Source organism: Streptomyces corallincola (assembly GCF_019104725.1).
GTDB lineage: Bacteria > Actinomycetota > Actinomycetes > Streptomycetales > Streptomycetaceae > Streptomyces > Streptomyces corallincola.
Genome location: NZ_JAHRXF010000064.1, coordinates 1 through 24357 on the forward strand (window position 1 = coordinate 1; position 24357 = coordinate 24357).

Genomic DNA, 24357 nt, shown 5'->3' on the forward strand with positions numbered 1-24357 from the left:
CCACCCCCGTGCAGATCTCCTCCAGCTGCCGCACCTGTTCCGGGGTGAGCCGGTCGAACAGGGTGGTCCGTACCGCCTCCACGTGACCCGGTGCCGTCCGCTCCAGGACGGACATCCCCTCGTCCGTGAGGACGGCGAGGCTGCCGCGGCGGTCGGAGAGGCAGCTTTCGCGGCGTACGAGGCCGTCCCGTTCGAGGCGGGTCACGGCGTACGTCAGGCGGCTGCGGGTGATCTTGAGGGTCTCGGCGAGGTCGGTCATCCGGAGGCCCCGGCCGGGCGCGTCGGAGAGGTTGGCCAGCACCGAGTAGAAAAGGTGGGGCATGCCGGCCTCCTGCTGGAGCTGCCGGTCGATCGCGTCCTCCAGCAGCCGGGAAGCGGCGATGTACGCGCGCCAGGCGCGCTGCTCCTCGGGGGTGAGCCAGCGGGTCGTCATGCGCCCAGTGTAAGTTTGTTTCAATCTTGAACCAAGGATGCCGCGACCGGCCGGTGGGCGAGCCCGACAGTCCAGCCTCACGAACACCCCCTCCGCGCCCCGGCCGAGGAAACGCCGAACCGCCCCCGACCGAGGAGCCCGCGCGATGCCGTACCCGTACGTCCTGCTCTCCGCCGCCGTCTCCCTGGACGGCTGCCTCGACGACACCGGCCCCGACCGCCTCCTCCTCTCCGGCCCCGCCGACTTCGACCGCGTGGACGAGGTGCGCGCCTCGGTGGACGCCATCCTCATCGGCGCCGGAACCCTCCGCGCCGACAACCCCCGCCTGCTGGTCAACGCCCCCGAGCGGCGCGCCGCCCGTGAGGCCGACGGGCGCCCCTCCTACCCCCTCAAGGTCACCGTCACCGCCACCGGCGACCTCGACCCGAACGCCAACTTCTGGCACACCGGCGGTCGGAAGGCCGTCTACACCACCGACGAGGGCGCCGTACGCGCCACCCGCGCCCTCGGTGACACCGCCGAGGTGACCGCCCTCGGCCCGGCCCTGGACTGGCGCGCCCTGCTGGCCCACCTCCACGACACCCACGGCGTCCGGAGCCTCATGGTCGAGGGCGGCGGCACCGTCCACACCCAGTTGCTCCAGCAGCAGCTCGCCGACGAACTCCAGCTGGTCGTCGCCCCGCTCCTGGTCGGCGACCCGGCGGCGCCCCGCCTCTTCGGCCCCGGCGCGTACCAGTCCGGCCGCCTGCGTCTGGTGGAGAGCCGCCGTATCGAGGACGTCGTCCTCATGCGCTACCTGCCCACCGCGCCCGGCACCGGCACCGAGCCCGCCCCGGCCGACCGGCACTGGCTGGCGCTCGCCTGCGAACTGGCCGCCGACTGCCCGCCGTCCCGTACGGCGTTCAGCGTCGGCGCGGTCGTGGTCGGCGCCGACGGCACCGAGCTGGCCCGCGGCCACTCCCGAGAGGGCGGCGACCCGGTGGTCCACGCCGAGGAAGCCGCCCTGGCCAAGCTCGACCCCGCCGACCCCCGGCTGCCCACCGCCACCGTCTACAGCAGCCTCGAACCCTGCGCCCGCCGCGCCTCCCGCCCCGCCCCCTGCGCCGAACTCATCCGCGGCTCCGGCGTCCGCCGCGTCGTCACCGCCTGGCGCGAACCCGACACCTTCGTCCCCTCCGCGGACGGCACCGGCCTCCTGGAACGCGCGGGCGTCCAGGTCCTCCACCTCCCCGCGTACGAGCACCGGGCCAAGGCCCCCAACGCCCACCTGCTCGGCTGACTCGGAACGCGGACCCGGAACGCGCGCCCCGCTGTAGGTTGAGCCGCTCCGTTGGGCGGAGAACCTGCCCCGCCCCCCGGGGGCGTCGCCGAGCGCATCAGTCTGCTGGTGCCCGGCGACGCCCGACGTTTGCGGCGGTCAGGCCGTAGGGGAGCGGGTCGAGGTGATCACGACGGATGTGCAGGGCATGGGCCTCACTTCAGATGCCGCGTGAAGAACCGGGCCGCGTCCTCCCCCGCGAACTGCGGGACGCCGGTGTGCCCGCCCATATTGGCGTGCAGGGACTTCTCCTTGGAGCCGAAGGCGTCGAACAGGTCCAGGGCTGCCTGCCGGTCGTTGCCCTCGTCGTCCCACTGCAGCAGGACGTGCAGCGGAATGGTGACCTGGCGGGCCTCCTCGAACATGGCGCGAGGCACGAAACTCCCGGCGAAGAGACCGGCGGCCACGATGCGCGGCTCGACCACCGCAAGGCGAACGCCGATGGAGATCACTCCCCCCGAGTACCCGACCGGGCCGCCGATCTCGGGCAGCGACAGGAGGGCGTCAAGGGCGGTCTGCCATTCCGGGACCGCCTTGGCGACGAGCGGGAGGACGAGGGCGTCGATGATCTCGTCGCTGACCGGCTCGCCTGCTTCCACGGCCCGGCGCAGGTCGGCGCGGGCCTGCTCGGCGGCGGCCCAACGGGGCCGGTCACCGCTCCCGGGAAGCTCGATGGTGGCCGCGGCGAAGCCATCCGCCGCGGCGCGCCGCGCCCGCGCCACCAGTCGGGGGTACATCTTGCGCAGTCCGAGCGGGGGGTGGCCGAGCAGGATCAGCGGCGCCGGTACGGATGCGGATGCGGGCGTCCACAGGATGCCGGGGATCTCGCCGAGGGTGAATTCGCGTTCGAGGACGCCGTCGTCGAGGCGCTGTTCGGAAGTGAAGCGAAGGGACACGGTCGTGCCTTTCGGGAGTGCGCTTGAACGGCGCTCCCGGACGTCCTATCGCCCGACCGTGACCCCGAAGGAGAGCACCCATGTCGATACGTTCACGGGTACCACCTCCTCGTTCTCTCGCACGGCCTCCGCGAAAGTAGCAGCGGCCGCCGTGGTCCGCCATCGGTTTTTGCGCGGGCTCCGTGGCCGGATGCCGGGGAGTCGGAACACGGCGCAGAGCCACTGGGCCTCATCGCGGCTTCCCGAGGCGAGGGCCTGCGACGGCGGGGCGCGCCGGAGGCGCGGCACAACCCCGGCCCGCCGGTACGCGACCCGGAAGACTGCTGGCCGACTGCTGGAGATCGACCGACACTGCTGACGCGGACCCGGAACCCACACCGCCCGACAACCCGTGTGCTTCGCACGCTCCGCATGGCGTATGCTGGTTACACAACGGCGCGGGGTGGAGCAGCTCGGTAGCTCGCTGGGCTCATAACCCAGAGGTCGCAGGTTCAAATCCTGTCCCCGCTACTCAAGGCCAAGGGCCGGAATCCAGTTCATGGATTCCGGCCCTTGGTGTTTTCCGGTCCCTGATGTTCCCCGGCCCCGGCGGCGCCGAGTGGCTTACGTCACATCCTGTCATCCGCGCGGCCCACTCCGCTCGCCGTCGCCCGCCGGGCCGCCGACGCTGGACGCAGTCGGAAGGACAGGGGAGACGAGTGGTGCGCCCTGGTGAGGTGGAGGAGGAGAGCCCGTACGCCAGGGCGGGCGGACGGCTGCCGGGGGACGCCGTGCCGGACCCCGGACTCGGGGGAGCCGCTCGGCCGCCGTCCGGCCGGAGCCGCGGGCGGCGGCCCGGACCGCGCACCCTCGCGCGTGCGCTGCCCGCCCTGCTGATCGCCGGTGGTCTGCTCTACGGGTATCTGACCCCGGAGGAGTTCAACGCCGTCCCCTTCTTCACGGCCGCGCCGCTGGTCGCCGCGCCGCTCGCCTCACTGCGCACCACCCTGCTGACCGGTCTCGCCGCGCTCGCCGCGAGCTTCGCCGTGCACCTGCGCCCCGGCTCGCACCGCCCGACCGTCGCCAGCGTCACCGACCTCGTCACCGTGGCCACGGTCGCGCTGCTCGCGGTGGCGATCAACCGGGTCGTCCGGCTCGGGGACCGGCGGCTGGCCTCCGCGCGGGAGATCGCGGAGGCCGCGCAGCGCGCCGTGCTGCCCGACCCGGACGACCGGATCGCCGGGTTCGACATCGCGGTGCGCTACGAGGCCGCCCAGGCGGACGCGTTCATCGGCGGGGACCTGTACGCCGTCCAGGACAGCCCGCACGGGGTGCGGCTGGTGGTCGGGGACGTACGGGGCAAGGGGATGGGGGCGGTGGCGGCGGTCGCCGTGGTGATCGGGGCGTTCCGGGAGGCCGCCGAGCAGGAGAGCAGCCTGGAGGCGGTGGCCCAGCGGCTGGAACGGGCGCTGGCCCGCGAGGGCACCCGGCGCGAGGGGCTCGACGCGTTCGAGGGCTTCACCACCGCCGTGCTCGCCGAACTCCCGCACGGCGACCACACCGTGCGCATCGTCAACCGGGGCCATCCGCCACCCCTGCTGCTGCACGGCGACGGCACCCTGCGCACCCTCAGCGCCAAGGACCCCGCGCTGCCGCTGGGCATGGGCGAGCTGGGCCTGTGGCCCGACCATGCCAGCGAGTGGGCGTTCCCGAGCGGTGCCACCCTGCTGCTGCACACCGACGGGCTCTCCGAGGCGCGCGACCCGCAGGGCCGGTTCTACGACCCCGCCCGCCGCCTCGCGGGCCGCCGCTCCACCGACCCCCGCTCCCTGCTCTTCCGCCTCGCCGCCGAGGTACGGCGGCACTCCGGCGGCGGCATGCAGGACGACATGGCGCTGCTCGCCGTACGACGGCCATGACGCGTCCTCGTCACCGAAGGTGACCGCGCGACCGCCGTGAGCATCGTGGCGCGGTCGCCCGTCCCGTCCCGGTGCCGCCCGTGGGCCGGTCAACTCGCCCTCTTCGCACGGCCGATGAGGTTTATGTCCCGTCCGGAATCGTTAATGATCAAGTGGAACGGCTTGGAATCTGCCACGCGGGTCTATTAACGTTCGATAACGCAGCGCGGTCGTCCCAGCCGTCACCCGCGACGGCTCCGTGCGCACGCGCCGAATCCCGCGAGGGAACCGGGGAACCACCATCTTGGGGTGAATCACGCGAACACCGCTGTGAACTCGTCGAGTGCACAGGCGGTTTACGCGCGTAGGAGACCTTCCCGCTCCGAACCCGTCAGCTAACCCGGTAGGCGACGGAAGGAAAGGAGTGCGCCCTCGTGGCGTCCAACCGGCCTGCCCCCGAACCCCTCCTCGCGCCCGCCGGACCCGAACCGGCCGAGCCCTTCGACTACTTCGGCACCCCGCGTCCCCAAGTGGCCACCATGCACGCCGAGTTCGGTGCCCCGCGCCCGGCTGAGGGCAGCTGGGAGGAGTGGAACCCCACCGAGGAGTCCCTCGCCCCGGTGCGCGGCCGGCACCGGGTGGCCAAGCAGCGCGGCGGCGGGCTCGCCCGCAGCTCCACCGTCCTCGGGGTCGGCGTGGTCGCCGCCGTTGGCGCGGGCGGCATCGCCAGCGCCAACACCGGCAAGCCGCCGGTCGCCATCTCCCTGCCCGACCTGCCCTCCGTCGGCTCCCTGTTCGGCGACGACGGCGCGTCCGGCGCCGCGCAGGCCACGCAGACCTCGCTGAGCACGGTCGGCACCATCGCCACCTCCGCTGCCGCCGACGGCCAGGACGGCTCCGACGCGGGCGAGGTGCTGCGCAGCCGGATCATGGCCCAGGCCGAGCGGCAGCAGAGCAAGGCCGAGAGCCGGGCCGCCGACGCTGCCGTCGCCGCCGCCGACCGGCAGGTCTCGGCCGCCGCCGCGCAGGCCGAGAAGGCCGCCGCGGCCCAGGCCGCCGACGCCAAGGAGAAGGCGGAGGCCGACGCCAGGAAGCAGGCCGAGGCCGAGCGCCTCGCGGCCCTGGCCAAGCAGTACACGCTGCCGACCTCCTCGTACACGATCACCTCGACCTTCGGCGAGGCCGGTTCGATGTGGTCCTCCGGCCACCACACCGGCCTGGACTTCGCCGCGCCCACCGGCACGCTGATCAAGGCCATCCACAGCGGCACGATCACCGAGGCGGGCTGGGCGGGCGCCTACGGCTACCGCACGATCCTCACCCTCGACGACGGCACCGAGCTGTGGTTCTGCCACCAGTCCTCGATCAACGTCTCGGCAGGCCAGAAGGTCTCCACCGGCGACGTCATCGGCCGCGTCGGCGCCACCGGCAACGTCACCGGCCCGCACCTCCACCTGGAGGTCCACCCGGGCGGCCTGCCGACCGGCATCGACCCGATGCCGTGGCTGCGGGGCAAGGGGCTCAACCCCTGACGGTGCGCTCCTGAGGGGCCGAGCCCCCGGAACAGCGACACGGCTGTGGGCCGGAACCCCCGAGCGGCGGGTTTCCGGCCCACGGCCGTGTCCGGGCGGCCCCCGTCCCGCCGGTCCGCACGGAATGATCGGTACCGGTTGATCGTTGACACCGGTCATGACTACTCCTCTGCGCCCGCTCGGCTCCTCCGACCTGGAGGTCTTCCCGCTCTGCCTCGGCGGCAACGTCTTCGGCTGGACCGCCGACGAGGCGACCTCGTTCGCCGTGCTCGACGCCTACGCGGCGGCGGGCGGCAACTTCGTGGACACCGCCGACGTCTACTCGGCCTGGGCCGACGGCAACTCCGGCGGCGAGTCGGAGACGGTCATCGGCAAGTGGGTCAAGGCCCGCGGCAACCGCTCCGACGTCGTGATCGCCACCAAGGTCAGCCAGCACCCCGACTTCAAGGGGCTGCGCGCCGCCACCATCGAGGCCGCCGCCGACGCCTCCCTGCGCCGCCTGGGCACCGACCACATCGACCTGTACTACACGCACTTCGACGACCCCGAGGTGCCGGTCGAGGAGATCATCGGCGCGCTGGACGCGCTGGTGAAGGCGGGCAAGGTCCGGCACATCGCCGCCTCCAACATCGGCGCCGACCGGCTCCAGGAGTCGCTGGACCTCTCCGACCGCGAGGGCCTGGCCCGCTACGTCGCCGTCCAGCCGCACTACAACCTGGTCTCCCGCGACACCTACGAGGGCCCGCTGCGCGACCTCGCCGCCCGGCAGGGTCTGGCCGCCGTGCCGTACTTCGCCCTCGCCTCCGGCTTCCTCACCGGCAAGTACCGCCCCGGTACGACGGTGGACAGCGCCCGCGCCGGGTCCGCCGCCCAGCACCTGGAGTCCGAGCGGGGCCGGCGGGTGCTCACCGCGCTGGACGAGGTCGCCGGGGCCCACGGCGCGCCCGTCGCCACGGTCGCCCTCGCGTGGCTGGCCGCGCAGCCCACCGTGGTCGCTCCGATTGCCTCCGCGCGTACGGTCGAGCAGCTCCCCGACCTGCTGGGCGTGGCCGAACTCCGGCTCACCGACGAGGAGTTGGCCAAGCTGACGGCCGCCTCCGCCTGACCGGCCGCCCCGCTGCCGTACGGCCCCTACGACAGGTAGGGGTTGCGCGCGGGGTACGGCTGCGGGGTGCCCTGCGGGCCGTACCCCTGGGGCGCCCCGTGGGAAGCCTGCCGGGGGATGCCGTACCCGTACCCGTACCCGTACCCGTGGCCGTATCCGTGTCCGTACGGGTGCGGCCACGGCGGGCGTGGGGGCGGGAGGGCGATGCGGGCGGCCTGTTCGAGCGACGGGCGGGCGATCTCGCGCCGCCGCCACAGCTCGGTCAGCAACTCCCCTTCCCGCACGGTGAATTCGGCGCCGGTGCGGCCCTTGCGTGCCCGGTGGCGCAGGAAGGCGAGCGAGGTGGCGTACGCCTCGTACTGCGCGACCGCGCGTGCCGCCGGGCGCCCGCCGAAGAACTGCCGGGCGTGGTCGCGGGCGAGCCGTCGCGCGCGCATGGAGCCGAGCGCGGCCGGTTCCACCGGGCTCACCCAGCCGGTGTGCACATAGCCCGCCAACTCCTCGCGGATCGTGCGGAGTTCGCGCTGCCGGGTCCAGACCGCGAGCCAGGTCAGCAGACCGAACGCGGGGACCATGAAGGCCGCGTAGACGGCGAGGAAGCCGAACTCCCCGAACGAGGAGGAGCCGTTCCACAGGGCGTGCGTGCCCATCGCCAGCAGCAGCCCGCCCACCGGGGCCAGCACCCGGCGCACCCGGCGCCCGGGGCGCATGGACGCGGCGAGGCCGAAACCGATGCCGGTGACCACGGTGAACAGGGGATGCGCGAACGGGGACATGACCACGCGCACGAAGAAGGTGGCGACCGTGACGGAGGCGATGCCCCGGACACCGTCGTGCTGGTCGGTGCCGAAGGCGGTGCCCAGATAGAGGATGTTCTCGGTGAAGGCGAACCCGGTGGCGGTGACACCGGCGACGACCACGCCGTCCACCAGACCGGTGAAGTCCCGGCGCCGGAACAGGAACACCAGCAGGACGGCCGCCGCCTTCGCGGACTCCTCGACCACCGGCGCTATCAGGGTGGCCCCGATGGCGTCCGCCCCGGTCGGGTCGGCGGTCGCGGTGGCGATCCACTCGGTGGCGAAGCTGTTGGCCACGATGGCGACCAGCGCCGCCGCGCACGCGCCCCACGCGAACGCGAAGACGAGATTCCGCCAGGGTCCCGGCTCCACCCGGTCCAGCCAGCGGAAGGCGGCTATCAGCCACGGCACCGGCAGCACCGCGAGGCCCAGCCCCACCAGCAGCCCCTCGGTGCCGGTCTGCAACCGCACCAGGCCCATGAGGACCAGCCCGGACAGCGCGAGCAGCGTGCACAGCCCGCCCCACCGCACCCGGCGGCGCTGCCACCAGTGCGGATGCGGCCCGCGCGGGGGGCCGGGGACATGTCCGGGGAGGTGAGGGGGCAGGTCAGGACTGGTGGCCACGGCATCGACCCTAACGAACGGAGAACCCCGGAGATCCAGGTCCTAGCTGTGGTGCCCTGTGAGGTCGGGGACGCGGCGGAACAGCAGGTCGTTCACCACATGACCCTTCTCAAGTCCCTGCCCCTCGAAACGGGTCAGCGGCCGGAACTCCGGACGTGGCGCGAAACCGCCGTCGGGGCGGGTGTTCTCGAAACCGGGGTGCGCGGTGAGCACCTCCAGCATCTGTTCCGCGTACGGCTCCCAGTCCGTCGCGCAGTGCAGCAGCCCGCCGGGGCGGAGCCGGGTCGCGGCCAGGGTGAGGAACTCGGGCTGGATCAGCCGCCGCTTGTGGTGCCGCTTCTTCGGCCAGGGGTCGGGGAAGTACACGCGCAGTCCGCTGAGCGAGCCGGGGCGGAGCATCTCGCGGAGCAGGATGATCGCGTCGCCGTTGGCCACCCGGATGTTGTCCAGGCCCTGCTGGTCGGCCAGGTTGAGCAGGTTGCCCTGGCCGGGGGTGTGCACGTCCACGGCGAGGATGTCGGTGCCGGGGTCGGCCGCCGCCATCCGCGCGGTCGCCTCGCCCATGCCGAAGCCGATCTCCAGCACGACCGGCCGGTCGTGCCCGAACAGCTCACCGAGGTCCAGCGTGCGCTGCCCGTCGATGTCCAGCCCCCACTTCGGCCACAGCCGCCGCAGCGCGTCGCCCTGCCCGGCGGTGACCCGGCTCCGGCGCGGCTGGAAGCTGCGGATACGGCGCTCGAAGTGCGACCCGGCCGGGTCGGCACGCGGCCCGTCGGGGAACCGGGGCTCGCCCGTGGCCCGGTCGGGCCGGGGGGCGTCGGGGATCTCGGGGGTGTTCAGCGAGTCAGACACAGTGGCGTCGATTCTACGGGGCGCGGGGTGGCGCACCTTTTGTCCCCGGCCGTGCTCCGCTTGTCCCCGGCCGTGCTCGGCGCCCCCCGGCCGGTTCACGCCCCCTCCAGCATCTCCAGCGCCCTCCGCCCCACCTCCCGGCCGATCGGCAGGGAGGCCGTGGCCGCCGGGGAGGGGGCGTTGAGGACGTGCACCGCGCGGGCGCCCTCGCGGATCAGGAAGTCGTCCACCAGGGTGCCGTCCCGCAGCACCGCCTGCGCCCGCACCCCCGCCGGTGCGCGCACGAGGTCGGACTCCTGCACGGCGGGCAGCAGGCGCCGTACGGCGGTGAGGAACGCGGCCCTGGACACCGAGCGGCGCAGCTCGCCCGCGCCGTACCGCCAGTGGCGGCGGGCCATCGTCCAGGAGCCGGGCCAGGACAGCGTGCCCGCGAGCTCGCGCGGGCGGACGGTGGACCAGGCGTACCCCTCGCGGGCCAGGGCGGGTACCGCGTTGGGGCCGATGTGCACCGAGCCGTCGATGCCACGGGTCAGGTGGACGCCGAGGAACGGGAACGCCGGGTCGGGCACCGGGTAGACCAGGCCGCGCACCAGCTCGGGGCGGGCCAGTTCGTAGTACTCGCCGCGGAACGGCACGATCCGTACGTCCGGTTCGTCGCCGGTGAGGTGGGCGATCTCGTCGCAGCGCAGGCCCGCGCAGTTCACCAGGACCCGGCCGCGCACCACGTCGCCGGAGGCGGTCAGCACGGCCACCCCGCGCTCCGGGCGCCGGTCCACGCGGACGACACGGGCGCCGTATCGGAGGTCGGCGCCGGAGGCGTGCGCGAGCTGCCGGGCGACCGCCGTGTAGTCGCACACGCCGGTCGTGCCGACGTGGATGGCGGCCAGGCCCCGCACCTCCGGTTCGTACCCGGCGATCTGCGCGGCGCCCAGCTCGCGCACCGGGATGCCGTTCTCCCGGCCGCGCTGCACCAGGGCGTGCAGCCGGGGCAGCTCGGCGCGCGCGGTGGCGACGATCAGCTTGCCGGTGACCGCGTGCGGGATGCCGTACTCCGCGCAGAACTTGACCATCTCGGCGGCGCCCCGCACCGCGTACCGCGCCTTGAGCGAGCCGGGGCGGTAGTAGATGCCGCTGTGGATCACCCCGCTGTTGCGCCCCGTCTGGTGCCGGGCCGGGCCGGGTTCCTTCTCCAGCACCGTGACCCGCGTGCCCGGCGCGGCGCGCGTGATCGCGTACGCCGTGGACAGTCCGACGATGCCGCCCCCGATCACCAGCACGTCGCAGTCGTACGCGCCGTCCCGCACCTGCACCACCTCCCACCTCGATAGTGCACTGCGCCACTGACAACGCCTTCAAACGCGCGGTACGAGGCGTTCCGCGTGTCCGGGGGCCGGGCGGGCGGCGCGGGGGAGGGGGGCGCGGCTATGCCGGGGCCATCAGCAGCGGGCGGGCGCGTTCGCGCAGCTCTGCCACGCGGGGTTCGTCGCCGTACGGCTCCAGGCGGTGCAGGAGGTCCTTGACGTACTCGGTGGTGCGCGCGGAGGAGATCCGCCCGGCCACCTCCACGGCGCGCACCCCCTGCTCGCAGGCGGCGTCCAGGTTGCCCGACTCCAGTTCCGCGACGGCGGACACGACCAGCCTGAGCCCGTGCGAGCGGACGAACTCCTCGGTGGGCCGGGACAGCGCCTGCTCGGTGAACCGGCGTACCTGGCGCGGGAGTTTGAGGTCCCGGTAGCACTCGGCGGCGTCCGCGCAGAACCGGTCGTAGCCGTAGAAGCCGAGCCAGGAGGGGTCGTGGTCGCCCTCGCGGGAGCGTTCCAGCCAGCTCTCGGAAGACTTCAGGGCGGCACCGGCCGCGTGCGCGTCCCCGGCGCGCGCGTGGGCCCGCGCCTCGACCAGCCGGAAGAAGCTCATCGTCCGCGCGGTCGCCAGGCCCCGGTTGCGCTCCAGGGCGGCCTGCGCGAGGTCCACGCCCTCGTCGCCGAAACCCCGGTACGTCGCCTGGAGCGACATGGTGGCCAGGACGTACCCGCCGAGGGGGACGTCGGCGGCGGCGCGGGCCAGGCGCAGGGCTTGGATGTAGTACCGCTGGGCGGCCTCCTGCTGGCCGGTGTCGAACGCCATCCAGCCCGCGAGCCGGGTGAGTTCGGCACTGGCGCCGAACAGGGCGCGGCCGACCTCGTCGGAGTACGCGCCGAGCAGCAGCGGTGCCGCCTCCACCCGCAGGCACTCCGGGACCATCGACGAACGCCAGTCGCCGCCGCCGTACTTGGAGTCCCAGCGGCGGGCGTCCTCGGCGGCCTCACGGAGCTTGCGGACGTCGCTGTGGCCGACTTTGATCGGTGCGCCCGCGTCCTCGGCGGAGGTCGTCTCGCGCGCGACCGAGCTGTCGGCGGGGGTTATCAGCCACCGGGACGCGGGCGTCGCGTACGCGCTGACCGCGAAGGAGCCCGCGAGCGACTGCCAGATGCCGCCCGATCCGGCCCGGCGCCCGGCGAGATCGAGCCGGTACAGCTCGGTGGCCGACTTCACCGCCTGCCCCACGTCGCGCGGGAAGGCGAGGCCCACCTCGGGGGCGGGGTCGGCGTCGGCGAGGCCGATCTCGTGCAGCGGCACCGGGCGGCCGAGCTTCTGCCCTATGGCCGCCGCGATCAGGTGCGGAGCGGCGCCCTGCGGCACCATCCCCTTGGAGACCCAGCGGGCCACCGAGGTCTTGTCGTACCGGAGCGTCAACCCCCGTTGTGCGCCGAGGTCGTTGACGCGCCGGGCGAGGCCGGCGTTGCTGATTCCCGCGAGGGCGAGAACGGCGCCGAGCTTTTCGTTCGGCCCGCGTTGCTCCCTGGACATGAGCCACCCCTCGACACAGACGGCTGCCGCGCTGGCATAACCGTGCGGCATTCGTAAACCCAGCGTAGTTCTCCGCATCCCACGCGTTAAGGGGCATTGTTCCGGTTGGCGGGATTGTGGTCCGTACGGGAGTGCGGCCCGGTACGCACCGTGCACGCGGCGTCGTCACGTGCCCCGGCCGTGTGGCCGTGCGCCCGTCCGTGCGCTCTACTCCGGCCATCGCGGAAGGGGTTTGCTGGTTTCCGCGTGGGTCGGCCCGCTGTACTGGATTCGGCGGGCTGGGGGACACCGCCATCTTCATCCCCGCGGGTGGCGGACCGGTCCGGGAGGCGCGGCCCGCCTCCCGGACCGTGCGCGGGCAGCCGCCCCCGGGCGCTCCGCAGGGCCTGTACGGAGCGTGGCCCAACTCCGCTCCGCCGTCGGTTATTTGGCCGAAAAGATACGGTGCTCCCGGCGGACGATCTCCGTTCCCACCACGGCAATTGAGGGCGCGAAGGGCGTTTTCGGGGCGCGAAACGGGGGCGCATTTCGCGCCGCACGGTGATCGGTACCCGTGCCGTCCGCCCGTTCCCGCACGGGCGCCGATTCTTCCGGACCGCGGTCCACCACTTTCATGACAGCGGCAACTGCCCGCCGTCCCAACGGGGTTCACTCGCGTTTTTCCCCATGTCCCGCGCGGTCCGAGGCGGTGCCGCCGCCGCTCCGCCGCGCGTTCTTCATGGCAGCATGGGGAACCGTTCGAGCGGTGCTCCTGTTGTCCACAGTTCGTGGAGGCGTCGATGCGGTGGTTGGTGGGGTGGAGCAGCACCGCCGCGAGCTCCGGAATCGGGGCCCCCGGATACGTCGGTTCCCCCGGGCACCCCGACCCGTCCGACGGCACCCCGGGGTACGGCACCCCCGGCTACGCCACCTCCGGCTACGACACCTCCGGCCACGACGGGGAGTCCCTGCGCCCGGTCGGCTCCCAGCTCCTGTGGGGCGGCCCCGATCCGCTGTGGGCGGTGGGGGACTGGCGGGCCGACGAGGTCCGCGTCGTCACCGCCGACCCGCGGACCCGCATCGCCGTCCTCGGCACCTGCGGCGCCACCGACGAACAGCTCCGCCTCGGCCTGTTCGCCGCGCGCGGCGGCGCCCTGCGCCACCTCACCGCCTGGTCCGGCGGGTACACCGCCGTCGTCCAGGTCGGCCGCCGGATCACCGTCTGCGGCGACCTCGCGGGCGCCCGCCCCGTCTTCCACACCCCCTGGGAACACGGCACCGCCTACGCCACCGCCGCGCTCCCGCTCGCCGACCTCGCCGAGGCCAACCTCGACTTCGGCCACCTCGCCGCCCTGCTCGCCGCCCCCGAGGCCCCGGCCGCGCTCCGCGACACCACCCCCTACGAGGGCGTACGGCGCATTCCGCCGGGGCACGCGCTCGTCCTGCGTGCCGGGGCGCGCGAGATCGCCGGGTACGAGCCGGTCGCCTCCCTCGCCGTCGCCGCGCCCCCCGCCGACCCCGACAGCGCCGTGGACGCCGTACGGGACGCGCTCGTGGAGGCCGTACGCGCCCGCCTGTCGGCCCCCCGGCACGTGCCCGACCTGGACCCCGGCCCGGTGCCCGGCATGGGCCCGGCCGAACGGCGGGCGGCGCGCGGCATGCCGGTGCCCGGTATCGGCGCCGACCTCTCCGGCGGGCCCGCCTCCGGCACCCTTGCCCTGCTCGCCGCCGGGCTCCCCGGCCGCCCCGGCACCCTGCTCGGGCACGGCACCGGCGCGGGCGAACGGCTGCTCGCCGTCACCTTCAACGACCTCGCCGTCGGCGGCCGGGAGGCCGAGGTCGAGCGGGCGGGCACCCTCGCCGCCAACCCCCGGCTGCACCACGTCGTCGTCGCGGGCGGCGAGGAGAGCCTGCCCTACGCCGACCTCGACGTGCCGCTCACCGACGAACCCGGCCCCTCCCTGGTCACCGCGGCCAGACACCGGGCCCGGCTCGCCGCGGGCAGCGCCGACCACTTCACCGGGCACGGCGCCCGCCAGGTGCTGGACGCCCACCCGGCCCGCCTCGCCGACCTCCTCATGGACCGCAAACGGCGCCATCTGGTCCGCCCGGTCGCCGCGCTCACCCGGGCCGACGGCTCGGTGATGGTCCCGGCCCGCGTGTACGGCGCCGCCCGCAGACTGGCCCGCACGCCCTACCGCACCGGCCTCGAACTGCTCGCCGAGCGCCTGATCCGGAAACGGTTCGACGAACCCGGCGGCGCGGTCAACGCCTCGCTCGCCGCGCTCACCTGGGCGAGACCGGGCCCGGCGGCCCGCTGGCTCACCGGGGAGGCACTGGCGGAAGTATCGCTTCTGCTCCAGGGCGAGGCGGACCGCTCCGGCACCACCTCCGTCCAGCGGCCCGGCGAGTACCGGGCCCGCGCGGTCCTCGCCCGGCACGCGGCCGACCTCAGAGTCCTCGAACAGGCCGCCGAGATCCGCTCGCAGCGCCTGCACGCGCCCTTCCTCGACAACCAGGTCGTCCGCGCCTGCCGCGCCCTCCCCGAGTCCCTGCGCGTCCAGCCCGGCGCCCGCGCGGCCGTGCTGCGCACCGTGCTGGAGGACGCGGGCGTCGCCGGACTCCCGCCCGGCTGGGGCGCCCCCTCGCACGCCTCCTCGGCCGCCGCCGCCCGCGCCGGGCTCCGCCTCGCCGCCGACCCGCTCATGGACCTCTTCGCCACCCCGCTGCTCGCCCAGATCGGCCTGGTCGAAGCGCGGGTGGTCCGCAAGGCGCTGCGCGCCGCCGCCTCCGGCGAACCCCTCCCGCTGGACGGCCTCGCCGAACTCGTCTCCCTCGAACTCTGGCTCCGCCGCCTCCTCACCCGCCGCGGCTCCTGCTGGACGGGGACCCCGGCACGCGCACGGGCGGTGCCCGCGGGAATCCAGCCACGCCGGGACGCGCTGGCTTCGGGGGCGTGAAGGGGGTGTCTCCGGGGGCGGGGGTCGGCGGGGTGCCGGAATCGGACACTGCGTACGGCCTACGGCACCCGGCCCCTCACCGGCACGTGAACCGTGAGTCCGCCCAGTCCGCCAGCACCGCGCGCCCCACGACAGGCCGCTCCGGATCGGTCACCAGGCGTACGGTCCGGCGCCCGGTGAGATCGACATGGACCGGTACGGCGGTGTCCCGACCGGTGACCGTCCCCGAGCGCCACAGCAGCGCCCCGTCGCCGTACACCGCGAACGACACGCGTCCGAGCCCCAGCATCAGGTCGTCCACCCCCGCCAGCGCGTCGTACGCCGTGCAGCCGCGGTTGAGGTCGATGGTGACCGACGACCCGCCGCGCACGGTGACCCCGTGGGCGTACCGCGTGCCGTCGATGGAGACGCCGTACCGCTGCCACACCCAGTCGCTGCCCCGCAGCCGCATCTCGGGCCGGGTGCCGTCGCCGCCGATGTCGTAGCGCAGCTCGTTCCACTGGTAGACGGCCGGGGCGGGCGGGGGCGGCGGGGTCGGTGTGGGGGTGGGTGCCGGGCGCGGGGTCGGCTTCGGGGCGGGCGGCTCCGGTGTCCGGGCGGGGGGCGGCTCCGGCGGGGTCGGGCGCGGGGGCGTCGGTTTCGGCGTGGGGCGCGGGGTCGGCACCGGCCTGTACGTGGCGGGCGGCACCGGTGCGGACGCGGGCGGGTGCCTCGGCGGGCTCGGCCGGGGCGCCGGGGTCTCCCGCACGGCCGGGGGCGCGGACGGCGCGGGCCGGGCCGCCTCCTTCACCGGGCGGTCGTCGTTCACCAGGGCCAGCGCCACCGCCGCGACGGCCACCGCGACGACGCCCGCCGCGATCCCGGCCTTCACCGGCGCGCCCAGCCCCTCCGCCGCCGCGCCCCCGGACCCGGCACCGCCCGCGCCCCCGGAGGCACCCCCGGCGGCAGCGGCGGCCCCGGCCGCGCCCACCCCGGCCCCGCCCGCGATCAGCCCGAGCGCCTTCGCGTACCCGGCCGCACCGAACCAGCCGATGACCGCCACCGGTACGACCGCCGGGATGCCGCCCGCGACCTCCTCGATCTGCGCGGCGGCGAGACGGCACCGCGCGCACTCCTCCAGGTGCTTGCGCAGCCCCCGTTCGGCCCGCACCCGCAGCTTGCGCCGCGCATACGTGCCGAGTTGGTCCGCGTAGCGCGCGCACTCCTCGTCGGCCGACAGCGCGGTGCTGACATGGGCCTGGAGATACGCCTGCCGCAGCCCCTCGCGCGCCCGACTGGCCAGTACGCGCGTGCCGTTGGCGTCCAGCCCGAACAGCACGGCCACCTCGCTGGGGGACTCGTCCTCCACCTCGGTGTGCCACAGCACCGCCTGCCACCGCTCGGGCAGCGAACGGAACGCCCGCATCGCCATCGACTGCTCGGCCTCGTGCAACGCCCTTACATCCGCGCCGAGTTCGAGCGTGTCGTCGTCGGCCGCCTCCGCACCGCGCGCCGAGTTCTGCGCGAACACCGCGAAGTCGTCCACGAGTTGCTCACGCCGCGCCGACTTCGTCCAGTGCGCGGCCACCCGCCGCACCGACGTCAGCAGATACGCCCGTACGGCGTGCTCCGGGCCCACACCGCCGCGCACCGCCTGGAGCATCCGCGCGAACACCTCGGCGGTCAGGTCGTCGGCGGTGTACGCGTCCCGGCAGCAGGTCCGCGCGTAACGGCGTACGGCGTCCGCGTGCCGCCGGAACAACTCCTCGTACGCGGAGTCGTCCCCCGCCCGCATCCCCGCAATCAACTCGCCGTCGCCGGGCGGCATTTCACGCGGCGGCGGCAACAGGCTCCCACTGCGCTGCGCGGGCACACTCTCGTCACCGGAAGCACCGGGCGCCGCCTGGTTCGGCCCACGCCCACCCTGACTGGGTACCTGCGGCGGCGCCTCGGACTCCGGCTCACCGTCCCCGCGTGCCCCGCTCCGCCCCTCAACGCCCATCGCGCACAGCCCCCGACACCAGCGGCACCGGCCGCCCCGCCCAACCCGTCACCGGCTCAGAGTGCCATACCGAATTTATGTCAAGAAGCGCCCAACCCCCCACCTCACTCGTCCGAGCGCACTTCCCCCACAGAACCGAACACCACCCCGAACACCCACGACCAACAAGCCCACGCTTCAGCTTCCCGGTGCAAGTGGGCAGGGCTGGAAAGCACCGTTGCGCGGTCGTACCTGAGGGGGCGCGGGGAACTGCGCGAGTCCCCCCACCGCCCCGCACTCGAAAAGCGCCCCCAACCCCCCACCACCTAGGGGCGCGGGGAACTGCGCGACCAGCCCCGACGGACCCGCAGCCGAAACCCCCGCCGGCTCACCCCACTCCACCCCACGGCTATCCCACTCCACCCCACGGCCACCCACAAACAGCAGTGGGCCGGGACGTCAAAGCCGCCCCGGCCCACACCACGCGCTCCACCCACGCAACCGCTACGCGGGCCGAGACCGCAACCCCTCCAGCAGAATGTCGAGCAACCGCTCGGAAGCCGCCGCCTGCTGAGCCGCATCCGGCAGCGAGGGAGCCGCCGTAGCGATGACCAGCAGCACATCGGCCACGGACACATCCGTCCGCAACTCCCCGGCAGCCCGCGCCCGTTCGACCAGCTGCCCCACCACGTCCAGCAACGCACCGACCCCCGGCGCATCCACCAGCCCGTCCGAGTCCCCCACGACCCGCAGCTCACCGGCACCGGCACCGGCACCGGAGCCGACCTGCGTCCGCTGCTGAGGCACCCGCCCCGCATCCCCCCCGACACCGGCCCCCGCACCCGCCCCGGACCCCGGCCGCTCCTCCACGACCCCGACCCGCAGCACCTGCGGCGGCAGCAGCCGCCCCGCCCCCGACGCGACGGACGTCCGCAGGAACCGGGACAGTGCCGACCACGCCTCGTCCTCGGCACCGAGCGCGGTCCGCGCCTGCTCGGTCAGCCGCGCCGTCTCCTCCTCGGCGATCCGCCGCACCAGCACGTCCTTGCTCGGGAACCGCCGGTACACCGTGCCCACACCGACCCGCGCCCGCCGCGCCACGTCCTCCATCGGCGCGCCGTACCCCAGCTCGCCGAAGACCTCGCGCGCCGCACGCAGCACGTGCTCCAGATTGCGCTGCGCGTCCACCCGCAGCGGAGTCGTACGCGACGCGTCCGCGCGCCCCGCCGCCGTCAGCGGCGCACCGGCGCCACCGGGCCCCGCGGAACCGACGGCCCTGCCGCCGGAGCCGCCCGGGCCGCCCGAGAGTCCCACCCCGCCCGAGGCGAGCGCGGCGGACGACGACCAGTGAGTGTCCTGAACATGCATGTGTATCCCCCGGAAAATGGCGTCTCCCCCCGGAGACTCTCCCCGTCACCGATGCCGGAGCGCACGGAACGAACGCCGGTCCAGTGAACCGGGACCGCCCGTCGCGGACCCGATCGACCACATTCCCCACACCCCGTCGTCACACGAACATAGTTGAGAGACAGTCAATTCAGAAGGGGCACGTTCCGCACAGTCCGCCCCCCGATCGGAGTACGGGTCCCGCACCTCCCGCGCGCTCCCCTTCGTACCGACCTGTCCGCCCTGTCTGACCTGCGCGCTTTCCATCCGTGACGTCCCGGTACCCGACCGTGTCCGACGCCCCGCGCACCCGCCCGCCGGTCACACAAATTGCCGGGGCTGTGGACAAACATGGGCGCCGGGTGCGTCATGGGACGGTGAAGGAACGCGCGCGCATTCTCGTTGTCGGCGGCGGCTACGTCGGGATGTACACCGCCCTGCGCCTCCAGCGGCGCCTGAAGGCGGAACTCGGCCGGGGCGAGGCCGACATCACCGTGGTCACCCCCGACCCGTACATGACGTACCAGCCGTTCCTCCCCGAGGCCGCCGCCGGGTCGATCTCGCCGCGCCACGTCGTCGTACCCCTGCGCCGCGTCCTCGACCGCTGCCACGTCGTCGTCGGCCAGGTCACCTCCATCGACCACGACCTGCGCGCCGCCGCCGTCCGCACCCTCGCCACCGCCGACGGCGGCGCCACCGAACTCCTCGGCTACGACGAACTCGTCCTCGCCCCCGGCTCCGTCTCGCGGACCCTGCCCGTCCCCGGCCTCGCGGAGTACGGCATCGGCTTCAAGACCGTCGAGGAGGCCATCGGACTGCGCAACCACGTCATCGAGCAGATGGACATCGCCTCCTCCACCCGCGACCCCGCCGTCCGCGACGCCGCCCTCACCTTCGTCTTCGTCGGCGGCGGCTACGCGGGCGTCGAAGCGCTCGGCGAACTGGAGGACATGGCCCGCTACGCCGCCCGCTACTACCACAACATCCGCCCCGAGGACATGAAATGGGTCCTCGTCGAAGCCTCCGACCGCATCCTCCCCGAGGTCGGCCCCGAGATGGGCCGCTACACCGTCACCCAGCTCCGCGACCGCAACATCCAGGTGCTGCTGAACACCCGCCTCGACTCCTGCGCGGGCCGCGTCGCCGTCCTCAGCGACGGCCAGCGCTTCCCCACCCGTACGGTCGTGTGGACCGCCGGCGTCAAACCGCACCCCCTGCTCGCCGCCACCAACCTGCCCCGCACCGAACGCGGCCGACTGCGCTGCACCGCCCAGCTCACCGTGGACGGCGCCCCGCACGCCTGGGGCGCGGGCGACGCCGCCGCCGTCCCCGACGTCACCGCCGCCGACCCCGGCACCGAGACCGCGCCCAACGCCCAGCACGCCGTCCGCCAGGCCAAGGTCCTCGGGGACAACATCGCCCACGCCCTGCGCGGCGAACCCCTGGAGACGTACGCCCACAAGTACGTCGGCTCGGTCGCCTCGCTCGGCCTGCACAAGGGCGTCGCCCAGGTCTACGGCCGCAAACTCAAGGGCTACCCCGCCTGGTTCATGCACCGCGTCTACCACCTCAGCCGGGTCCCCACCGTCAACCGCAAGGCCCGCGTCCTCGCCGAATGGACCCTCGCCGGACTCTTCAAACGGGAGATCGTCTCGCTCGGCTCACTCGAACATCCCCGCGCCGAGTTCGAACTGGCGGCCGGGGGAAAGCCTCCTCACACCCCCTACGACGACCCGAAGGGGTCGTCCTGACCGGACTCGGGAACTCCACGGCCCGCCCCGGCGTCTGACGGACAGCACCGCGGACGGCCACCTGCCAGACTGCCCCACGTCCTCGGACGGGAACCCGCCCGCCCTCAGCACCCACGAGGCTTTCCCCACAGTGAACTTCACGCGCTGGAGCGCCCGGCTCCCCGGAACGCAGCGCCGCGCCGCAGCGCGGACCGACACCTCGGTCCCCCCGGACCGCAGGGGCGAGGGCTCCGTCCCCGCCGCCCGCGCCGCCCAGCGGACCGACGGCCCACCCACCCCCGCCCCGGCCGTGGACAGACTCCCCGCCCGCGACGTCCTCGACCGCGTCCCGGCCCTCGTCGCCCTCGTCCACGGCCCGGACCACCACGTCGCCTACCTCAACGACGCCTACACCGCCGCCTTCGGCGACCGCCCCCTCGGCGAACCCGCCCGCGACGCCCTCCCCGAACTCGCCCAACTCGGCCTGCTCCCCCTGCTCGACCAGGTCCTGCGCAGCGGCCGCCCCCGCACCCTGAAGTCCCGCAAGGCACTCGACGGCCGCTCCTACACCTTCACCTGCACCCCCTCCACGGACAGCGGCGGCGACAGCACCGCCGTCGCCGCCGTGCTGGTCTTCGCCACCGACGTCACCGACCACGCCGAGGCCGCCGAACGGCTCCGCGCCAGCGAACGCCGCCAGCGCGAGACCGCCGTCACCCTCCAGCGCTCCCTGCTCCCGCAGGAACTCGAACAGCCCGACGACCTCCGCATCGCCGCCACCTACCAGCCCGGCGGCACCGAAGCCGCCGTCGGCGGCGACTGGTACGACGTGATCACCCTCGGCGGCGGACGCACCGCCCTCGTCATCGGCGACGTCATGGGCCGGGGCGTGCGCGCGGCGGCCGTCATGGGCCAGCTCCGCACCGCCGTCCGCGCCTACGCCCGCCTCGACCTGCCCCCGCACGAAGTGCTCCAGCTCCTCGACGGCCTCGCCACCGAGATCGACGCCAACCAGATCGCCACCTGCGCCTACGCCGTCCACGACCCCAACGAGGGCCGCCTGGTCTACGCGTCCGCCGGGCACCTGCCGATCCTGGTCCGCGACGAGCACGGCGAGGTCCGGCGCGCCGACGAACCCACCGGGCCGCCCCTCGGAACCGGCGGCTGGATCCACACCTCCGGCTCCATCCCGCTCGGCCCCGGCTCCACCGCCGTCCTCTACACCGACGGCCTGGTCGAACGCCGCGACGAGGACCTGGACGAGGGCATCAGCGCCCTGGAGACCGCCCTGTCCGGCGCCACCGGCACCCCGCAGGTCGTCTGCGACCGCCTGGTCCGCTCGGCCGGTGTCACCGCCGACCACGACGACGACGTCGCCGTCCTCGTCCTCCAGCACCCGGCCCGCACCGGCCCCGAGGGCGACCTGTTCCGCAACGCGGCGCTCGAACTCCTCGGCGGCGTCGAGGCCGCGCCCCGCGCCCGCGCCTTCGCCTCCGGCGTCCTCAGCAGCTGGCGCTTCCCCGCCGAACTCCACGACCTGGGCGTCCTCGCCACCAGCGAACTCGTCGCCAACTCCCTCCAGCACGGCATCCCCCCGATGCGGCTCAGACTCCGCCGCACCGACCGCCGCCTGATCGTCGAGGTCACCGACGGCGACGACCATCTCCCGCGCCGCCGCCGCGCCGAACCCGCCGACGAGTCCGGCCGGGGCATCGCCATCGTCGCCACCATCGCCACCCACTGGGGCGCCCGCAAGACCCCCGGCGGCGGCAAGGCCGTCTGGTGCGAATTCCTCCTCCCCCAACCCGAAACCCGCCCGGCGTACTAGCCACCGGGCGGGTTTCGGTCGCGGGCGGGCGTCGGCTCAGGCGCTGACCGACTCCGGTGCCGCGTCGCTCCGGGCCACCACCCGGCTGGCGCCCGCCGCGTTCCACGGCCGGTCCTGGGCCGGTGTCAGCCGCCTGCCCAGCCGCAGCGCCAGCACCGTGATCCCCAGCGAGAACAGCAGGAACGTCACCACGTACGGCCCGTGCAGCGAGGCCGCCAGCGGCCCGCCGACCGCCGGACCCACGGCCAGCGCGAGCTGCTTCACCAGGGCGAACGCCGAGTTGTACTGCCCGGCCATGCCCTCCGGCGCCAGATCCGCCACCAGCGGCGCGACCGTCGGCGACAGCATCGCCTCACCCAGCCCGAACAACGCGTACGTCGAGACGAACGCGGCCGTCGCCCCCTCCTGACCGGCGTGCCCCAGCCCCGCGTACCCGGCGGTCAGCCACGCCACGGCCCAGATGAGCCCCACGCCCGCGATCACCCGTGTACGCCGCCGCCGCTCCACGAACTTCAGCACGGCGAACTGCGCGACCACGATCATCAGTGTGTTCGCCGCCAGCGCGGTGCCCAGCGAGGACGTCGATATCCCGGCCGCCTCCACGCCGTACGCGCTCAGGCCCGACTCGAACTGTCCGTAGCAGGCGAAGAACAGCACGAAGCCCAGCACGCACAGGTGCACCATCGCCCGGTTCCCGGCCAGCTGCCGCCAGCCACCCCGGCGCCCGGCGTCCGGGCTGTCGGTGATCCGGGGCGCGTGGGGTATCCGCACGGTCGCCAGCACACCGGCCAGCACCAGGAACATCGCCGCCTCGATACCGAACAGCACGGTGAACGAGGACACCCTGGTCGTGTCCACCAGGTGTCCGCCGATCAGCCCGCCGACGCCGAGCCCCAGGTTCTGCAGGAAGAACTGCGTGGCGAACGCCCGCGACCGCGTCTCCGACGTGGAGCAGTCCACGATCATCGTGGCCAGCGCGGGCTGCATCACGGCCTGCCCGGCACCCAGCGCGGACGCCGCGAGCAGCACGGCCGTCGCGTTCCCCGCGAGCCCGAGCCCCATCGCACCGACGGCGGCGACGACCAGAGCGGCGAGCAGCACGGGCAACGGACCGCGCCGGACGATCGCCCGCCCGGCCGGGGGCAGCACGACCAGCGCCGCCACGGCGAAGACCGCCAGCACCAGCCCCGCCGTCATCGACCCGAGACCCCGCACCTGCGCCACGTAGACGTACAGGTAGGGGACCGTGAAGCCGAGTCCGAATGCGCTGAGTGCGTTGCCCACGTGAATGCGGCGCATCGCTGCGCCCATCGCCCTGGTCACGTTCACCTCTCTCACTAGTTAGGAGTGAAGACTTCAACTCTAAAGTTCGAAGCTAAAGAGTACACAGGGAAGGACTTCAATGCAAAGAGAGGCCGTGCCATACTGCCGACATGGCCGACACCCCCGGTGACAGCGAGCCCACGCTCGAAGAACAGATCGCCGCCTACCAGCGCGAGTTCCAGGACCTGGACCCCCAGGTCGAGCAGATCGTCTCGGCGCTCTCCCGCCTGAACCGCCGCATGAACGTCGCCTACGGCCGCCAGACCTCCGCGCTCGACATCAGCAACGCGGACTGGGAGGTGCTGAAGGCCCTGGTGCTCTCCGGCGCCCCCTACCGGATGGGCCCGAGCGACCTCGCCAAGCGGCTGGGCCTCACCCCGGCCGCGATGACCCACCGCATCGACCGCATGGTCACCGAGGGACTGGTGACACGGGAGCGCGACGAGTCCAACCGGGTCCGGGTCATCGTCGAGCTGACGGCGGAGGGCCGGGGCAAGTGGCTGGAGGCCATGCGCCTCGCCTCGGTCTTCGAGGAGGACCTCCTCCAGGACCTCACGCCCACGGAACGCACGGTGCTCGGCGAGGTCCTCACCCGCCTCCTCCGCCGCGTGGAGCACGCCCAGCCCGACGCCGAGGGCCGCCTGTCCGACCTGGACTGAGCCCCCGCAGCCCGGCCGCGAAAAAATCTTGACAGGGGGTGTTGACACGCCCCCCGCGCCATCCGTAGAGTTCTTCGGGTTGCCGCTGAGCCGTAACGGTTCTCCGACAACATCCGCCGCCTGGAGCGGCACCTCAAACCAACCAAGCACGATCTCCCTACGGGGTTGATTTCGGCGCGCCCGAATTCAATTCGAATAGGGGTCCGGTGGCCCGATTGGGAATCACCGGAAGCATCCGCTAAGGTTTGAGA

At 73.9% G+C, this 24357-nt stretch carries 17 protein-coding genes, 1 tRNA gene and 1 riboswitch; of the genes, 9 read left to right on the forward strand and 9 right to left on the reverse strand.

Going from position 1 to position 24357, the window contains the following annotated elements; all coding sequences use genetic code 11:
* A partial coding sequence (locus KUM39_RS26340; RefSeq protein WP_217788281.1) for a MarR family winged helix-turn-helix transcriptional regulator occupies nucleotides 1–433 on the reverse strand: 433 nt, incomplete at its 3' end.
* A 145-nt stretch (nucleotides 434–578) separates the two neighbouring features.
* Here KUM39_RS26340 and KUM39_RS26345 point away from each other — a divergent pair.
* Nucleotides 579–1712, forward strand: coding sequence for a dihydrofolate reductase family protein (locus tag KUM39_RS26345; RefSeq protein WP_217788282.1), 1134 nt, complete (start codon nucleotides 579–581; stop codon nucleotides 1710–1712).
* 194 nt (nucleotides 1713–1906) lie between these two features.
* Here the strand turns inward: KUM39_RS26345 and KUM39_RS26350 are convergent, their stop codons facing one another.
* Nucleotides 1907–2647: an alpha/beta hydrolase gene (locus KUM39_RS26350; protein WP_217788283.1), complete on the reverse strand. Its 741-nt coding sequence runs from the start codon at nucleotides 2645–2647 to the stop codon at nucleotides 1907–1909.
* Between the two features lie 436 nt (nucleotides 2648–3083).
* Here KUM39_RS26350 and KUM39_RS26355 point away from each other — a divergent pair.
* The 4 genes from KUM39_RS26355 to KUM39_RS26370 all read left to right on the forward strand — a co-directional run bounded on the left by KUM39_RS26355 (nucleotide 3084) and on the right by KUM39_RS26370 (nucleotide 7161).
* Nucleotides 3084–3157: transfer RNA gene (locus KUM39_RS26355), tRNA-Met, on the forward strand.
* Nucleotides 3158–3348: 191 nt separating this feature from the next.
* Complete coding sequence (locus KUM39_RS28640; RefSeq protein WP_217788284.1) at nucleotides 3349–4545, forward strand: PP2C family protein-serine/threonine phosphatase; 1197 nt, start codon at nucleotides 3349–3351, stop codon at nucleotides 4543–4545.
* 237 nt (nucleotides 4546–4782) lie between these two features.
* Nucleotides 4783–4949, forward strand: a riboswitch (cyclic di-AMP (ydaO/yuaA leader).
* A gap of 9 nt (nucleotides 4950–4958) precedes the next feature.
* Nucleotides 4959–6056 carry a M23 family metallopeptidase gene (locus KUM39_RS26365; protein ID WP_372455823.1) on the forward strand — a complete coding sequence of 366 codons (1098 nt, stop codon included), beginning with the start codon at nucleotides 4959–4961 and terminating at the stop codon, nucleotides 6054–6056.
* 157 nt (nucleotides 6057–6213) lie between these two features.
* Nucleotides 6214–7161: an aldo/keto reductase gene (locus tag KUM39_RS26370; RefSeq protein WP_217788285.1), complete on the forward strand. Its 948-nt coding sequence runs from the start codon at nucleotides 6214–6216 to the stop codon at nucleotides 7159–7161.
* A gap of 26 nt (nucleotides 7162–7187) precedes the next feature.
* Here the strand turns inward: KUM39_RS26370 and KUM39_RS26375 are convergent, their stop codons facing one another.
* The 4 genes from KUM39_RS26375 to KUM39_RS26390 all read right to left on the reverse strand — a co-directional run bounded on the left by KUM39_RS26375 (nucleotide 7188) and on the right by KUM39_RS26390 (nucleotide 12281).
* Nucleotides 7188–8582, reverse strand: a complete 1395-nt coding sequence (locus tag KUM39_RS26375) for a PrsW family intramembrane metalloprotease (RefSeq protein WP_372455824.1) — start codon at nucleotides 8580–8582, stop codon at nucleotides 7188–7190.
* 42 nt (nucleotides 8583–8624) lie between these two features.
* Nucleotides 8625–9434 carry a tRNA (guanosine(46)-N7)-methyltransferase TrmB gene (gene trmB, locus KUM39_RS26380; protein ID WP_217788286.1) on the reverse strand — a complete coding sequence of 270 codons (810 nt, stop codon included), beginning with the start codon at nucleotides 9432–9434 and terminating at the stop codon, nucleotides 8625–8627.
* Nucleotides 9435–9529: 95 nt separating this feature from the next.
* On the reverse strand, nucleotides 9530–10747 hold the full coding sequence (gene lhgD / locus KUM39_RS26385; RefSeq protein ID WP_217788287.1) for an L-2-hydroxyglutarate dehydrogenase: 1218 nt from the start codon (nucleotides 10745–10747) through the stop codon (nucleotides 9530–9532).
* A 109-nt stretch (nucleotides 10748–10856) separates the two neighbouring features.
* Nucleotides 10857–12281: an NsdA family TPR-like regulatory protein gene (locus KUM39_RS26390; protein WP_217788288.1), complete on the reverse strand. Its 1425-nt coding sequence runs from the start codon at nucleotides 12279–12281 to the stop codon at nucleotides 10857–10859.
* Between the two features lie 779 nt (nucleotides 12282–13060).
* Between KUM39_RS26390 and KUM39_RS26395 the strand changes: the two genes are divergently transcribed.
* On the forward strand, nucleotides 13061–15220 hold the full coding sequence (locus KUM39_RS26395) for an asparagine synthase-related protein (RefSeq protein ID WP_217788289.1): 2160 nt from the start codon (nucleotides 13061–13063) through the stop codon (nucleotides 15218–15220).
* A gap of 76 nt (nucleotides 15221–15296) precedes the next feature.
* Here KUM39_RS26395 and KUM39_RS26400 read toward each other — a convergent pair whose 3' ends face one another.
* Nucleotides 15297–17201, reverse strand: coding sequence for a sigma-70 family RNA polymerase sigma factor (locus KUM39_RS26400; protein ID WP_217788290.1), 1905 nt, complete (start codon nucleotides 17199–17201; stop codon nucleotides 15297–15299).
* Between the two features lie 483 nt (nucleotides 17202–17684).
* Nucleotides 17685–18548: a TetR/AcrR family transcriptional regulator gene (locus KUM39_RS26405; protein ID WP_217788291.1), complete on the reverse strand. Its 864-nt coding sequence runs from the start codon at nucleotides 18546–18548 to the stop codon at nucleotides 17685–17687.
* A 395-nt stretch (nucleotides 18549–18943) separates the two neighbouring features.
* On the opposite strand from KUM39_RS26405, the gene KUM39_RS26410 reads away from it, so the two are divergent.
* Complete coding sequence (locus KUM39_RS26410; RefSeq protein ID WP_217788292.1) at nucleotides 18944–20317, forward strand: NAD(P)/FAD-dependent oxidoreductase; 1374 nt, start codon at nucleotides 18944–18946, stop codon at nucleotides 20315–20317.
* Nucleotides 20318–20447: 130 nt separating this feature from the next.
* Complete coding sequence (locus tag KUM39_RS26415; protein ID WP_217788293.1) at nucleotides 20448–22124, forward strand: ATP-binding SpoIIE family protein phosphatase; 1677 nt, start codon at nucleotides 20448–20450, stop codon at nucleotides 22122–22124.
* Between the two features lie 36 nt (nucleotides 22125–22160).
* Here the strand turns inward: KUM39_RS26415 and KUM39_RS26420 are convergent, their stop codons facing one another.
* Nucleotides 22161–23423 (reverse strand): MFS transporter, encoded by a 1263-nt coding sequence (locus KUM39_RS26420; RefSeq protein ID WP_217788294.1) that lies wholly within the window; start codon nucleotides 23421–23423, stop codon nucleotides 22161–22163.
* A gap of 134 nt (nucleotides 23424–23557) precedes the next feature.
* Between KUM39_RS26420 and KUM39_RS26425 the strand changes: the two genes are divergently transcribed.
* The gene (locus KUM39_RS26425) at nucleotides 23558–24106 is read left to right on the forward strand and encodes a MarR family winged helix-turn-helix transcriptional regulator (RefSeq protein WP_217788295.1); all 549 of its coding nucleotides are present in this window, start codon (nucleotides 23558–23560) and stop codon (nucleotides 24104–24106) included.
* Nucleotides 24107–24357: the final 251 nt, after the last annotated feature.

Bases quoted from the DNA above. Each gene is read 5' to 3' on its own strand.
- KUM39_RS26370 (WP_217788285.1), top strand. From the start codon at position 6,214: ATGACTACTCCTCTGCGCCCGCTCGGCTCCTCCGACCTGGAGGTCTTC.
- KUM39_RS26425 (WP_217788295.1), top strand. From the start codon at position 23,558: ATGGCCGACACCCCCGGTGACAGCGAGCCCACGCTCGAAGAACAGATC.
- KUM39_RS26420 (WP_217788294.1), bottom strand. From the start codon at position 23,423: ATGCGCCGCATTCACGTGGGCAACGCACTCAGCGCATTCGGACTCGGC.
- KUM39_RS26390 (WP_217788288.1), bottom strand. From the start codon at position 12,281: ATGTCCAGGGAGCAACGCGGGCCGAACGAAAAGCTCGGCGCCGTTCTC.
- KUM39_RS26405 (WP_217788291.1), bottom strand. From the start codon at position 18,548: ATGCATGTTCAGGACACTCACTGGTCGTCGTCCGCCGCGCTCGCCTCG.
- KUM39_RS26345 (WP_217788282.1), top strand. From the start codon at position 579: ATGCCGTACCCGTACGTCCTGCTCTCCGCCGCCGTCTCCCTGGACGGC.
- KUM39_RS26400 (WP_217788290.1), bottom strand. From the start codon at position 17,201: ATGGGCGTTGAGGGGCGGAGCGGGGCACGCGGGGACGGTGAGCCGGAG.
- KUM39_RS26395 (WP_217788289.1), top strand. From the start codon at position 13,061: ATGCGGTGGTTGGTGGGGTGGAGCAGCACCGCCGCGAGCTCCGGAATC.